The sequence below is a fragment of the Saccharopolyspora sp. NPDC050389 genome (assembly GCF_040655595.1).
Lineage (GTDB): Bacteria > Actinomycetota > Actinomycetes > Mycobacteriales > Pseudonocardiaceae > Saccharopolyspora.
This window is the reverse complement of sequence record NZ_JBFAKG010000076.1, coordinates 6,520-18,748: the sequence shown is the minus strand read 5'-3', so window position 1 is coordinate 18,748 and position 12,229 is coordinate 6,520. Positions and strand designations below refer to the sequence as shown.

Annotated in this window: 14 protein-coding genes; 5 read left to right on the top strand and 9 right to left on the bottom strand. The window is 70.0% G+C overall.

Annotated elements, in window-relative coordinates; translation table 11 throughout:
* Positions 1-116: 116 nt before the first annotated feature.
* Positions 117-749, bottom strand: coding sequence for an NAD(P)H-binding protein (locus AB0I53_RS36255; protein ID WP_358613245.1), 633 nt, complete (start codon positions 747-749; stop codon positions 117-119).
* Complete coding sequence (locus AB0I53_RS36250) at positions 746-1,675, bottom strand: EamA family transporter (protein ID WP_358613308.1); 930 nt, start codon at positions 1,673-1,675, stop codon at positions 746-748. The genes AB0I53_RS36255 and AB0I53_RS36250 overlap by 4 nt, the downstream gene beginning before the upstream one ends.
* Before the next feature lie 82 nt (positions 1,676-1,757).
* Between AB0I53_RS36250 and AB0I53_RS36245 the strand changes: the two genes are divergently transcribed.
* Both AB0I53_RS36245 and AB0I53_RS36240 read left to right on the top strand, forming a co-directional pair.
* Positions 1,758-2,651, top strand: a complete 894-nt coding sequence (locus tag AB0I53_RS36245) for a LysR family transcriptional regulator (RefSeq protein ID WP_358613243.1) — start codon at positions 1,758-1,760, stop codon at positions 2,649-2,651.
* A 161-nt stretch (positions 2,652-2,812) separates the two neighbouring features.
* Positions 2,813-3,220: a RidA family protein gene (locus tag AB0I53_RS36240; protein WP_358613241.1), complete on the top strand. Its 408-nt coding sequence runs from the start codon at positions 2,813-2,815 to the stop codon at positions 3,218-3,220.
* On the opposite strand, the gene AB0I53_RS36235 is transcribed toward AB0I53_RS36240, so the two are convergent.
* On the bottom strand, positions 3,221-3,892 hold the full coding sequence (locus AB0I53_RS36235; protein ID WP_358613239.1) for a hypothetical protein: 672 nt from the start codon (positions 3,890-3,892) through the stop codon (positions 3,221-3,223). It lies immediately after the preceding gene.
* A gap of 118 nt (positions 3,893-4,010) precedes the next feature.
* On the opposite strand from AB0I53_RS36235, the gene AB0I53_RS36230 reads away from it, so the two are divergent.
* Positions 4,011-4,799, top strand: coding sequence for a TetR/AcrR family transcriptional regulator (locus AB0I53_RS36230; RefSeq protein ID WP_358613237.1), 789 nt, complete (start codon positions 4,011-4,013; stop codon positions 4,797-4,799).
* On the opposite strand, the gene AB0I53_RS36225 is transcribed toward AB0I53_RS36230, so the two are convergent.
* The 5 genes from AB0I53_RS36225 to AB0I53_RS36205 form a co-directional block, all read right to left on the bottom strand.
* A complete protein-coding gene (locus AB0I53_RS36225) occupies positions 4,794-5,330 on the bottom strand; it encodes a CPBP family intramembrane glutamic endopeptidase (protein WP_358613235.1) in 537 nt (178 codons plus the stop codon). The two genes, AB0I53_RS36230 and AB0I53_RS36225, sit on opposite strands and share 6 nt — an antisense overlap.
* Positions 5,297-5,605 (bottom strand): hypothetical protein, encoded by a 309-nt coding sequence (locus tag AB0I53_RS36220; RefSeq protein ID WP_358613234.1) that lies wholly within the window; start codon positions 5,603-5,605, stop codon positions 5,297-5,299. Before AB0I53_RS36220 ends, AB0I53_RS36225 begins: the two co-directional genes overlap by 34 nt.
* A 91-nt stretch (positions 5,606-5,696) precedes the next feature.
* Positions 5,697-6,518, bottom strand: a complete 822-nt coding sequence (locus tag AB0I53_RS36215) for an LLM class F420-dependent oxidoreductase (protein WP_358613232.1) — start codon at positions 6,516-6,518, stop codon at positions 5,697-5,699.
* A gap of 54 nt (positions 6,519-6,572) precedes the next feature.
* Complete coding sequence (locus AB0I53_RS36210; RefSeq protein ID WP_358613230.1) at positions 6,573-6,908, bottom strand: hypothetical protein; 336 nt, start codon at positions 6,906-6,908, stop codon at positions 6,573-6,575.
* Between the two features lie 79 nt (positions 6,909-6,987).
* The gene (locus AB0I53_RS36205; RefSeq protein ID WP_358613228.1) at positions 6,988-7,686 is read right to left on the bottom strand and encodes a class I SAM-dependent methyltransferase; all 699 of its coding nucleotides are present in this window, start codon (positions 7,684-7,686) and stop codon (positions 6,988-6,990) included.
* Between the two features lie 177 nt (positions 7,687-7,863).
* Between AB0I53_RS36205 and AB0I53_RS36200 the strand changes: the two genes are divergently transcribed.
* Positions 7,864-9,447, top strand: a complete 1,584-nt coding sequence (locus AB0I53_RS36200) for a hypothetical protein (RefSeq protein ID WP_358613226.1) — start codon at positions 7,864-7,866, stop codon at positions 9,445-9,447.
* A 35-nt stretch (positions 9,448-9,482) separates the two neighbouring features.
* The gene (locus tag AB0I53_RS36195; RefSeq protein ID WP_358613224.1) at positions 9,483-10,886 is read left to right on the top strand and encodes a toll/interleukin-1 receptor domain-containing protein; all 1,404 of its coding nucleotides are present in this window, start codon (positions 9,483-9,485) and stop codon (positions 10,884-10,886) included.
* A 4-nt stretch (positions 10,887-10,890) separates the two neighbouring features.
* Here the strand turns inward: AB0I53_RS36195 and pobA are convergent, their stop codons facing one another.
* Positions 10,891-12,063, bottom strand: coding sequence for a 4-hydroxybenzoate 3-monooxygenase (pobA, locus tag AB0I53_RS36190; RefSeq protein ID WP_358613222.1), 1,173 nt, complete (start codon positions 12,061-12,063; stop codon positions 10,891-10,893).
* Positions 12,064-12,229: the final 166 nt, after the last annotated feature.

The following is a 12,229-nucleotide window of genomic DNA, read 5'->3' as shown; positions in this document are numbered from 1 at the left end:
GCAAACGAGCTCTCAAACAGCCGCTATAGCGACCCAAAACGCTCACAGGCCCGTACGCAGCGGAAACAGGACCTTGACCAGCGAGGTGGAAACCGTTGGCGGGCAAGGGCTCTGCGTCAGTAACCGACGGTGAAGTGCTTTTCTTCACGCGGGTTCTCCAGCTCGTCGAGGACCGCTACCGCGAGGTCTTCCGCCGAGATCCGGGACGCGCCGTCAGCGTCGGCGAGGAGCGTTGTTCCGCCGCGTCGGTAGGTTCCGGTGCGGCGCCCCGGTTCGAGGACCGCCGGCGGTGACAGGTACACCCAGTCGGCCGGGTGTTCGCGGCAGGCGTCCAGCTGCGCGACGCTGGCCGCGGCGATGGTGCGCCATTCCGGGGCCACGTAGTCGGGGTTGTCGACCACGAGCTGGTCGGGGCGTCCCGGGGTCTCCAGCGGGCCGGCGCCGCCGATGACGACTATGCGCGTTCGGGTTTCCGCGGCCGCGTCGAGCAGCGCCGTGATCGTCGCGGGGACCGCGCTTTCCTGCCCTGGGCGGGGACGGGGCGCGGCCACGATCGCGTCGATTTCGGTGAACAGCTTGCTCATCTGGTCGCGGTCGGTGGCGTCGCCTCGGACGGCGCTCACTGCTCCGGGCAGGGATGCGGGTATTTCTCCGCGGTAGACGGCGGTGACGTCGTGTCCTCGGTCGGCGGCTTCCACGGTGACTCGTGAGCCGACCATGCCGGCGGCTCCGATGATGGCGATCTTCATCGAGCGGTCCTTTCTGCGGTGAGTTTCGGGGCGGAGAAGCGCGGGGAGAACTGCCCCGCGACGATTGCGGCGAGCGAGAGCGCGAAGCCGAGCAGCTGGATCGGGCCGAGCGTCTGGCCGAGCAGGATCGCGCCGAGGAGCGCGGCGACCACCGGCGAGAGCAGGGCGAGGACGGCGACGGAGGTGACCGGCAACGTCTTGAGGCCGCGGAACCACACGACGTAGGCGGCCAAACCGCCGACCAAGCCCAGCCAGAGGTAGCCGAGGGCACCGGTCACGTCGATCGCCGGCGGTGGCCCTTCGAAGAGGAACGTCACGGGCACGAGGAACAGGCCGCCGGCGGTGAGCTGCCAACCCGCGAACGCGGTGGGCCCGGTCCCCTCGGGACGCCCCCACCGCTTCGTGAGCGTCACGCCCAACGCCATCGAAGCCGCGGCGGCAAGGCCGGCCAGGATCCCGGGGCCGTCGAACGCCGCATCCGGGCCGATCACCACCAGGCCGACGCCCACGACGCCGACGACGCCCCAGGCGAAGCGCCAGGCGGAGGGCCGCTCGCCGAGGACTGCCACCGCCAGGACCGCCACGATGAGCGGTTGCGACGCGCCCAGCGTGGCGGCAACGCCACCCGGCAGTCGCTCAGCCGCGACGAACAACATCGCGAAGAGCATTCCGATGTTCAGCACGCCTAGCACCGCGGCCCTTCCCCACCACGCTCCGCTCGGCAGCGTCCGCGTGAGCGCCAACGCGATCAGTCCTGCGGGCAACGCGCGTAGGAGCCCCGAGAAGAAGGGGTGTCCTGGAGGGAGGAGTTCGGTGGTGACCACATAGGTCGTGCCCCACACCACGGGCGCGAGCGCGGTCAGCGCGGTGCGGGATGCGGTCCCGCTTCCCGCGCCGCTGTCGGTGGTCGCGGAGATCGTCTTCATCACGACCCAAGTCTCGGGCGACCAGCATCGATGAGTCCAACACATGTTTGTCACCTGATCTATCTCGATGCACGATAGATCCATGGAACTCCAGCAGATGCGCTACGTCGTCGCGGTCGCCGAGACGAACAGCTTCACCCGCGCCGCCGAGCGGTGCCTGGTCGTCCAGTCCGCGCTCAGCCACCAGGTGGCGCGCCTGGAACGGGAACTCGGCGGCAAGCTTTTCGAGCGCACCAGCCGCCGGGTGCGGCTGACGCCGGCAGGTGAGGCGTTCCTCCCCGCCGCCCGCCAATGCCTCGACGCCGCCGAGCGTGCCGCGGCCGAGGTCGCCGCGGCCCTAGGCGAGGTGCGCGGGCGGCTGACCGTCGGCGTGATTCCCACCGTCGCCGCGGTGGACATCCCGGCTGCGCTGCACGAGTTCCGCAGCCGGTATCCGCACGTGCGCATCGGCCTGCGCGTGGGCGCCAGCGAGGAACTCGCCGAGCAGGTCAGGGAAGGCACCATCGACGTCGCGTGCCTAGGGCTGCCGGCCACGATCCGGCCTCGCGGTGTCCGCACCCGCGTGACCGCCCGGGACCGACTCGTCGCCGTCGTCGCGCCCGGGCATTCCCTCGCCGGGGAGCCGGAGGTCGACCTCCGCAGGCTTTCTTCCGAGGTGTTCGTGGATTTCCCGGTCGGGTCGGCCGGTCGCGCCCAGTCCGATCAGGCCTTCGCCGCGGCGGGCCTCGACCGCGACATCGCCTTCGAGGTGCCCGCCCCGGACCTCATGGTCCGGATCGTCCGACAGGGCCTCGGCATCGCCATGCTCGCGTCCACCTACGTGCCCCAGCTGACGGGCGTGCGCACCATCGAGGTGTCCGACGCGCCGGCCCGCGTCGAATACCTGGCGTGGCACGACGTCGGCCCGACACCGGCGGCGAAGGCCTTCCTGGAGATCGTCGGTGTCCCCGCCGGCGACCTCGCCGAACAAGCCTGATCTGCGCTCGCACCGGCCCCTGAACTGCACGGTCACCGCCAGGTTCCCGAGTCACTGAAAAGTGCGTTCTTCCATGTCAGCGGCTACTTTCCTACGGTTCTCGAGTAACCGGAAGAGACCGAGCCGAGCTCGCGGGCTCGCGCGAGGAGGAAGCAGGCAGCATGGCCATCACCCTGGTGAACCCCAGCGGATTGCCGGAAATCGGCGCCTACCGGCAGGTGTCGATCGCGACCGGCTCGAAGCTGGTCTTCATCGCCGGGCAGGTCGCCTGGGATGCGGATGGGGTCACGGTCGGCGAGGGCGACCTCGCCGCCCAGGTCGAGCAGTGCTATCTCAACGTCGGCACCGCCCTGGCCGAGATCGGCGGTTCCTTCGACGACGTGGCGAAACTGACCGTCTACGTCGCTGACTGGACGCCCGACAAGCTGCCCCTGTTCATGGAAGGCGTCTCGCGGGCGTCGGCGAAGCTGGGAGTCACCCCGGTACCGCCGGCCACGCTGCTGGGCGTTGCGGCACTGCACGTGCCGGAGCACCTGGTCGAGGTCGAAGCCACGGCGATCATCGACTGATCAGGCGCGTGGCCGGCGGATCTCCGCTGAGCGAAATCCTTTATCGGGCAAGGGCTTTTGGTCCCAGCGGGCAGTGCCAAGGTCAGCCGCCCGCGCGCCACATGGGTTGCAGTCGGGGGCCGTCTTCGGGGAGTTCGATCGGCTCGCCCAACGGCTCGAAGCCGTGTCGCGCGTAGAGGGCCTGGTTGCGCGGCGTACTCGCTTCCAGGTACGTCGGCTGCGCCTCGGCATCGGCTCGGTCGAGCCGGTGCCGCAGGATCGCGCTTCCGACGCCGCTTCCGCGGCTCGCGGCGAGCCGCCCATGGAGGACAAGAACAAATGCGGTTCGTCCGGGTGTCGTTGCGCGGCCAGCGTCATCACGGTGGCCATGCGACGCAGCACGGGATCGGTGCCGGCCGATTCCGCCAGCACCGCCGCCTCCCGGCGGACCCGCTCCGCCGACCGCAAGGTCAGCCAGACCGACAGGCCTTCGATCGTTCCGTCCGCGCGTTGCGCGACCAGGACTTCGTCCGCGCGCAGCGCTTCGCGGACGACGTCCCGGAACACGGCGTCGGGGAGCTGCCGGCCGGACGTGACCCAGCGGGCGACCGCTTCGTCGGCGAAGGCGGCGCCGTAGGCCGGGACGACGCGCTCCAGTTCGGCGGGCGTGGCCCGGTGGACGATCAGATCCATCGCGGTCCTTCCAGTACGTCGTAAACTTCGCGCCTGCTTTTCCGCCATTCTTCGGGCACCATCGGATGGTGGCGAGCGTTTTCGTCACGGGAAGTTTTGTGACGAAAAGGAAGTTCTCATGCGGTGTGTGCAGTGCGGGACCGAGCTCGCGGCCGCCGTGCGGGGCAGGCCGCGCCGCTACTGCAGCCGGTCCTGCCAGGCGCGCGCCTACCGGGCTCGAAAGGACGGCGGTGGGCTGAACCGCCGTTCCACGCCCAGGTCCGAACGCGCGCGTGGAGAGCTGGACCGCGCGACGATCGTGCGGAGCGCGATCCGGCTTGCCGACGGCGAAGGGCTTGCTGCCGTCTCCATGCGCGCCGTCGCGGCGAGCAACGACGTTGCCGCGATGGCCTTGTACCGGCACGTGTCCGGAAAGGACGAACTCGTCCGCGCGATGGTGGACGTCGTCCTCGCGGAATACCGGCCACCGGAGCGGAACTCCTGCGGGTGGCGTGCGGAACTGGAACATCAGGCGCGCCAGGAATGGGCGCTGTACCAACGACATCCGTGGGTGCTGTCGGTGCTCGCATCGACGCGTCCACCGCTGGGAGGTTCCGTGCTCGCGTTGGTCGACCGGTCGATGACCGCGCTTGCCGGGCACTTCGACGCCGACACGAGCCTATCGGTGTACCTGCTGGTCAGCGGATACGTGCAGGGCATGGCTCTGCTGCTGACCGCGGAGGAGGAGGCGGTCCGGGGCACCGGCGTCGGCTACGAGCGGTGGTGGTCGACGCGGCGTGACCACCTGGTCGGCACCGCCGGCGGACGCTACCCGTGGCTGGCCGAGGTGGCCTCGGAAGCGCGGCTCGATGACTGGTTCGAGTTCGGCTTGCAGCGCGTGCTCGACGGAATTGGTGCTCGCCTATGATCGGCGAGCCGAGAACCGGTATCGGGCAAGGGTTTTCGGGTCCCAGAGAGCCACGATCAGAGCCACCGCGGCCAGCATGACGGGCGCCGTGAACGCCGGGTCGTAAGACAAGCCGTCGGCCGACATCGAGTAGGTCACGTTCATCGTGGTGTGGAACAGCACCGCCGCGAACACGCTGCGCCCCGTGTTGTTGTGCAGCCACACGATGATCACCCTGGCCGCGACCGTGAAGACGCACTGCCAGAACGCCCACGCGGGCTCGTGGAGCTGCAGGTACGGCACCAGATGCCAGGCAGCCCACACGATTCCGATGATGACGCCGCCACCGAGCGCGCCCCAACGCTGCTGCATCGGGCCGGTGGCGTAGCCCGTCCAGCCGACCTCCTCGGCGACGCCCGCGATGAAGTAGATCACGCAGTAGATCAGCACCGCCGACCACGAGATGCGCGGCTCGGGCAGCGGTTGCCCGGCGAGCAGCGGTTGCCCGGCGAGCAGCATCAGCCAGTACGACACCAGCGTGACCGCGGGCATGATGAGCAGGATCGGCGCGTACCAGATCCGCCGCCTGATGCTCGAAACGTCAACGGCGGTACGGAGAGCCTGCGCACTCCGCCGGCTCCGTCGTTGAGGCCGACGAGGATCGCCGCCGCAACCAGCGGGACGACGAACTGCAGGGCGCTCAACGGCAGGTTCGCCGGCAGCCGCACGTCGGAGAGCTCGCCGAGGAGCACGAACGGGGCGCCGAGGGCGAAGACCAGCACGAAGAACACCCACGGCGACCTCGACCAAGCCCCACGCGTAGCCAAGAGACCCCTAATCCTCCACTTCGGACCAGGGGAATCCTCCTGCCGTGCCAACGCTTGCGCATCAGGGAGAAACCCCGATCCGCCCCTGACGTCAGCGGAGCGCTTCGGCGAGCGCGCGGTAGGTCGGCAGCGGGGCGTCGCCGAGGGCTTGGATGCTCACGTGGTTCGCGCCCGCGTCCAGGTGCGCGTTGATGCCTTCGGCGATCTCCGCCGCACTGCCGTGCAGGGCCACGGCGTCGATCAGGCGGTCGCTGCCGGGCTGCGCGACGTCTTCGTCGGTGAAGCCGTACCGGAGCAGGTTCCGGGTGTAGTTGCCCAGGTTCAGGTACATGCCCACCGTCGCGCGGCCGGTGGCGCGGGCGCGGTCCGGGTCGGTGTCGAGCACGACCTTCTGCTCAGGGGCGAGCAGTGGTGCGTCGCCGAGGATCTCCCTGGCGTGCCTGGTGTGCGCGGGGACGGTCAGGTACGGGTGGGCTCCCGCGGCCCGGTCGCCGGCGAGCTTGAGCACCTTCGGGCCGAGCGCGGCGAGCACGCGTCCCGACTGCGGCACGCCGGCGGCGTCCAGCCGGTCGAGGTAGTCGACCAGCGCCTGGTACGGCTTGGTGTAGGTGTCCGTCATCTCGCGGTGCCCGGCGCCGATGCCGAGGACGAACCGGTTCGGGTGCTTCGCAGCGATCCGGTGGTAGGACTCGGCGACCGTCTGCGGGTCGGAGTTCCAGATGTTCACGATCCCGGTGGCGACGGTGATCCGTTCGGTGGCGTCCAGCAGCCGCTCGGCCAGCTCCAGATCCGCGGGCGGCGAGCCGCCGATCCAGATCGTGCCGTAACCGAGTTTCTCCACCTCGACCGCCAGTTCGGGGTCGAGTTGCGTGGAAATCCGCCAGATGCCGATCTTGCCGAGCGTTGAGGTCATATCCCTGTATAACAGCGGATCCCGGCGAGCATTCCCGGCGTCGCCCGACCGGGGTCAGCGGCGGCGGGCCCGCAGGGCGATGGCCAAGCTCCCGTCGACGACGGTCAGCGCGGCCATGCCGAGCATGCCCGCCGCGGCGCTTTGCTTCCGGTAGTGGTTGGCGATCACCAGGTTCAGCGCCGTCCGCCCGGCCATCCACGGCCAACGCGGGCGACCGCGCAGCAGGCCCGGTGTCAGCGCCAGGTCGACGATCCCGACGGTGCGGGCGAAGACGACGTCGTCGCCGAGCCCGAGCGCCTTCGACACCGGCCGCGTGGCGGCGGTCAGCCCGGCGCCCATCGCCAGGGTCACGATGCCGACGACACCGGAAAGCTTCTCCACGCGACTCATGATCACCAGCTTCGTCGTCCGGGCACCGGAGGACAAGGGCATAGGTCCGGGCCCGCGGCGGGACCAAGGGCCCGGACGGTCAGCCGTCCTTGCGCCAGACGTAGGCGGCGGAGATCGGGTGGTTGCGGAAGCGCTCCCACTTCGGCTTCACCGCGAGCCACTCGTCGTCGATCACGCCCTCGTGCAGCTCCGCCAGCCGCCAGCCCGCCGCCAGCGCCGCCGCGACGTGGTCGCTGATGAGGTGCACGTTTGTGCTGATGGCCACCGATTCGCCGGCGTCGTTGGTGTAGTGGGTCGGCATGCCCGCGGTCATGATGAAGTGCGGGTGGAACGTCACCAGCACGAACGCGGCCTTCGGTGCGGCCAGCCGCCACGCCTCCCGGTACAGCGGGCGCAGGTCGTCCAGGTGCTCGTCGATCAGCGACGAGATCACCAGGTCGTAGGCCGAAGCGGGAAGACCGGTGGCCGCGACGTCGGCCTCCACGAGCCGGTCGTGGGCGCCGCGGCGCTGCGCGACGGCCAGCATCTCCGGCGTCAGGTCCACCCCGTCGATCGCCGGAATCCCCTTGTCCCGCAACCACTGCCCGGTCCGGCCGGTGCCGCAGCCGAGGTCGGCGGCCCGGCCGACGGCCGCCCAGGACGGCTCCTGGAGCCGGTCGAGCAGGGCGATGTCCATCGCATCCTCGACGGTCTGCTCGTAGTTGGCGACCCATTCGCCGTATCCGGTGCGGACGTCCACGGTGCGGTATCCCCGCGCGTCGAAATCGCTGAAGTCCATTGGGCCGATTATTCCGCCCGGTGCTCCCGCCGCGAAACGATTTTTCCTCCGGTCGGCGCAGCGTTGCTCCGGAGGGGATCACAGGTGCGCCCCGGATTCGCGGAACCGCTTGACTGCTCACGCACCGCGACTACATGGTTGCGGACTGCCTGTTGTGCGGACAGCGGGAGGTTGGCAATGGGGGCGGACGGCAGGGAGCGGCGACCGTTCTACGTTCCGGTGGCCAGGCGGCGCTGGCCGCAGCTGGGGATCGCAGCGGCCTGCGCGGTGGTGCTGGTGATCGCAACCTACTTGGTCGTCGCGACGGCGCGCGGCTGCGATTCCGGGCTGCACCGGGCGGGGCCGCTGGACGAGTGCGTCGGGGTCACCGACGGGCCGGGCGAGTTCGGGCTCAGCGACGGGATGGGCGGATTCGACGGCAGCCTGCGGGACGTGCAGGACAAGATCGCGGCGGAGAACGCCCGGGTGCGGCGGATCAGCCGCGAGCAGAACAAGCCGTACGTCAGCATCGCCTACTTCAGCCCGCTCACCGTCGCGAAGCCCGACACCACCACGATCGAGGCGGTCCGGCGCGGCCTGGCGGGCACCTACGTCTCGCAGCTGCGCACGAATGCCGACGGCCGGGAGGAATGGGGCGGCAACCTGCCGCTGATCCAGGTGCTGCTGGCCAATCCCGGCAGCCGGAGCGCGCAGTGGGAGCCGGTGGTCGAGCAGCTGCGGCAGCTCGCGGAGTCGGAGGAGAACGGCAGGCTGGTGGCGGTGACCGGGCTCGGGCAGAGCCTCGCCGGCACTCGGGATGCGATAAACAGGTTGTCCCAGCACCGGATTCCGATGGTCGGCGCGATCATCACGGCCGACAAGTTCGCGATCGATCCGGCGGCGAAGGAGGCGAAGGGGCTGCTGCGGGTGGCGCCGCCCAACTCTGCGCAGGCCGGCGCGCTGGTCAAGCGCCTGGAGAACACGCAGCTCGCGCTGGTCGTCTGGGACAAGAACGAAGACGAGGTGTTCGCCCGGGATCTGGCGAACGCGTACGAGTACGCGTACCAGCAGCGAGGCGGCAAGCTGGCGCGCAGCGAACCGTTCGACTCCGCGCAGCTCGCCACCGCCAACACCTTCCCGGCGATGGTGCCGAACATCTGCCTGAAGAAACCGGATGCGATCCTGTTCGCCGGCCGGCTGCGAGAGCTGAAGCCGTTCCTGAACGCGCTTTCCTCCCGCTCCTGCACGGAGTTGAAGATGCGCGTGCTGATCACCGACAGCGTCGTCAACGTCGGTGGTGACGCGGAAATCCAGCGCAGCCTGGAATCCGGGATCACGCTGGAGTACACGCAGCTGGCCACGCCGCAGGCGTGGAACGCCGCGCCGCAGTACTTCCCGCGGCGATCGACCGAGTACTTCATCCCCGGTTCCACCGCGACCGCCGTCTTCCAGCAGGAGTTCCCCGGCGAGTCGATCGAGGACGGCATGGCCATCGTCACCTTCGACGCGCTGGGCGTGGCCGCCACCGCGGCCCGCCGCGCCGTGCACAACAACAAGTTCGGCGAGAAGCTGCCCAGCGCGGACGGTGTCGCCGCGGAGTTCGACCGGATGAGCGACACAGGTGCCGTGGACGGCGCCAGCGGCTGGCTCTCCTTCGACACGGAGACCGGGCGTCCGGACAGCAAGGCTCTGCTGGTGTTCCAGGTGACCAAGGAAATCGGCCAGCCGATCTCGTCGGTGCCGGTCGTGATCTCGGAGACCGGCACCCCGTACCGGCCGTAGTGTCCGTGCGACCCGTCGACGATTGGGAGTGGTCGATGCAGCCGTTCGAAGCGCCCGCGCGCGAACGCATCTTCATCAGCTACCGCCACGGCGACAACGCCTACGCGGCGCGCTGGCTGAATGTCGTGCTGCGCGGGCGATTCGGCGCGGACCGGGTTTTCTTCGACACGGGAATGGACCCGGGCGTCAACTACGTCCAGGAAATCGAGCGCGAGCTGGATTCCTGCGCGGTGCTGCTCGCGGTGATCGGGCCGCAGTGGATGGCCATCGCCGACGAGCTCGGACGCCGGCGCCTGGAGAACCCGAACGACGTCGTGGTGCGGGAGATCTCGACGGCGCTGCGCAACGGCGTGCGGGTGATCCCGGTGCTGATCGACGACGCGGAGATGCCGAAGTCGGCGGAACTGCCGACCGACCTGCGGCCGCTGACGCAGCACAACGGCGTGGTGCTCAACCCCGGCACCTCCGACTCCGAACTCGGCAGGCTGCTCGGCGCCCTCGACCGGCACCTGGCGAACCCGAGCTCGGTGCCGCCGGAGCCCGAGCCGCCGGCGGAGCCGGAGCCGGGGGTCAGGAGCCGGTACGACCTGCTCCACGACCTCGTGCAGGAGTGCATCACGCCGCCGGACGGCCGGGGCCGGGAACTGCCGGTGATCCGGTTGCTCGGCAGCGGCACCGAGGTGCTGACCTACCTGGCGGAGGACTGCGGGCAGACCGTGCCGCACACCCGGCTCGACTTCGACGCGAAAGGGCTGACGTCGCTGCGCCGGGTGGTGGTCGAACTGGCCGTGCGGTTCGGCGGCCGGGATTCGCCGCAGTTCCGCCACCTGATGCTGTGCATCGTGGCCGCGGAGTCGGGTCTGGGCGTCGGGGCGGCGTTGTCCAAGCTGCGCAACGCGTTGCTCGCCGCCGAGCTGCCGGACTTCTCCAAGGTGACGTTCGACGCCGTGGTCGGCGCGTTGCAGGAATCGGGAGCCCTGCTGAACTGGTCCGGCGTCCTCGCGGACGCGTTGCTCGGCGCCGGCGAGCGGGCGCAGTGGCGCAGGCGGCTGCGGGCGTTGACCGGGTTCGGGGACTCCACCGGCGTGCCACCGGATCCGTGGGCTGAACAGGATGTCGTGGGTTCGCGCGCGTTCGACGAGGTGCTCCTGGCGGCCTTCCTCGCCGATCTGCGCCAGGCCCACGCGGGGCGTGCGATGAACTGCGTTGCCCTGCTGGAAAACGCTGATGCGCCGCTCGGCGAGCGGTTTCTGGAGCTGCTGTTCGACATCCGGCAAGAACTTCCGCCCGATCCTCTCGTGGTCGTCGCGGCGGGACGGCAGTGGCAGCCGCCGCTGGAGGTCCCGGAAGCCGCCGACCGGCCGACCCTGGCGGAGTGGGAAGAACACCGGAACGCCACCAGGAACCGGAACTCCTGGTGGTTGCCGGTCGATCTGTGAACCGTCAGCGCAGTGGCATGCCGACGTAGTTCTCCGCGAGTGTGGTGGCCGCCGCGGTGGAGGTGCGGAGGTAGTCGAACTGGGCGCGTTGCAGGCGGCGTTCGAAGTCCGCGTCCGGGCCGCCGAAGTGGTGCGTCAGCGATGTCATCCACCACGAGAAGTGCTGGACCCGCCAGACCCGTTGCAGGCAGGCCGCGGAGTAGCCGTCCAGGCCGGTGGTGCTGCCGGTCCGGTGGAAGGCGGCCACGGCGTCGGCCAGCCTGTCCACATCGGACACCGCGAGGTTGAGGCCCTTCGCGCCGGTCGGCGGGACGATGTGGGCGGAATCGCCTGCCAGGAACAGGCGGCCGTGGCGCAGCGGCTCGGCCACGAAGCTGCGCATCGCGGTGACCGACTTGTCGATGATCGGGCCCTCGTGCAGCCTCCAGCCCGGCGTGCCCAGCCGGATCCGCAGCTCCGCCCAGATCCGCTCGTCCGGCCACGCGTCGAGCGACTCGTCCGGGGCGCATTGCAGGTAGAAGCGGCTCACCTCGGCCGACCGCATGCTGTGCAGGGCGAAGCCGTTGACGTGGTTGGCGTAGATCAGCTCGCCGGAGGACGGTGCGACGGCGGCCAGGATGCCCAGCCAGCCGAACGGGTAGATGCGCTCGTAGACGGTCCGAGCCTCGGCCGGAATGGAGTCCCGGCAGACGCCGTGGAAGCCGTCGCAGCCCGCGATGAAGTCGGCGCGCAGTTCGTGCTCGACGCCGTCGAGGGAGAAGCGGACGAACGGCCGGTCGGTCGTCACGTCGTGCACGCTGACGTCGGCGACCTCGAACAGCACCTGGCCGCCGTCGCGACGGCGGCGCTCGGCGAGGTCCCGCACCACTTCCTGCTGGCCGTACAAGGTGATGCCGCGGCCGGTGAGCTCGCGGAACGGGATGCGCAGGCGTTCCTCGTCGAACTGCAGGTGCACGCCGTCGTGCGCCTCGCCCTCGCGCAGCATCCGGTCGCCGACCCCGGCGTCCCGGAGCAGGTCCGCGGTGCCCTGTTCGAGCACACCGGCGCGCACGCGGTGCTGGACGTACTCCTGGCTGCGCCGCTCCAGCACGACGGAGTCGATGCCGTGCAGGTGCAGCAGGTGGGAAAGCAGCAGCCCGGCGGGGCCGCCGCCGACGATCGCGACCTGGGTGCGCAAGGCAGCTCTCCTCTCGTACCGAGCTGGACGTTCGGCTTGGTTGCGGGGCCGTGAGTCTTTTGGGTCGCTATAACAGCCCAAAAAACACAAAAGCACCCAGCCCGGGCGCGAAGGAAGAGCAGAGTGGCCGCCGGGGAGTGGGGGGAAAGCCCACCCCCCGCGACAG

Bases quoted from the DNA above. Each gene is read 5' to 3' on its own strand.
- AB0I53_RS36240 (WP_358613241.1), top strand. From the start codon at position 2,813: ATGGCCATCACCCTGGTGAACCCCAGCGGATTGCCGGAAATCGGCGCC.
- AB0I53_RS36200 (WP_358613226.1), top strand. From the start codon at position 7,864: ATGGGGGCGGACGGCAGGGAGCGGCGACCGTTCTACGTTCCGGTGGCC.
- AB0I53_RS36250 (WP_358613308.1), bottom strand. From the start codon at position 1,675: ATGAAGACGATCTCCGCGACCACCGACAGCGGCGCGGGAAGCGGGACC.
- AB0I53_RS36215 (WP_358613232.1), bottom strand. From the start codon at position 6,518: ATGACCTCAACGCTCGGCAAGATCGGCATCTGGCGGATTTCCACGCAA.
- AB0I53_RS36235 (WP_358613239.1), bottom strand. From the start codon at position 3,892: ATGGATCTGATCGTCCACCGGGCCACGCCCGCCGAACTGGAGCGCGTC.
- AB0I53_RS36245 (WP_358613243.1), top strand. From the start codon at position 1,758: ATGGAACTCCAGCAGATGCGCTACGTCGTCGCGGTCGCCGAGACGAAC.
- AB0I53_RS36230 (WP_358613237.1), top strand. From the start codon at position 4,011: ATGCGGTGTGTGCAGTGCGGGACCGAGCTCGCGGCCGCCGTGCGGGGC.
- AB0I53_RS36210 (WP_358613230.1), bottom strand. From the start codon at position 6,908: ATGAGTCGCGTGGAGAAGCTTTCCGGTGTCGTCGGCATCGTGACCCTG.
- AB0I53_RS36225 (WP_358613235.1), bottom strand. From the start codon at position 5,330: ATGCCCGCGGTCACGCTGGTGTCGTACTGGCTGATGCTGCTCGCCGGG.
- AB0I53_RS36205 (WP_358613228.1), bottom strand. From the start codon at position 7,686: ATGGACTTCAGCGATTTCGACGCGCGGGGATACCGCACCGTGGACGTC.
- AB0I53_RS36195 (WP_358613224.1), top strand. From the start codon at position 9,483: ATGCAGCCGTTCGAAGCGCCCGCGCGCGAACGCATCTTCATCAGCTAC.
- AB0I53_RS36255 (WP_358613245.1), bottom strand. From the start codon at position 749: ATGAAGATCGCCATCATCGGAGCCGCCGGCATGGTCGGCTCACGAGTC.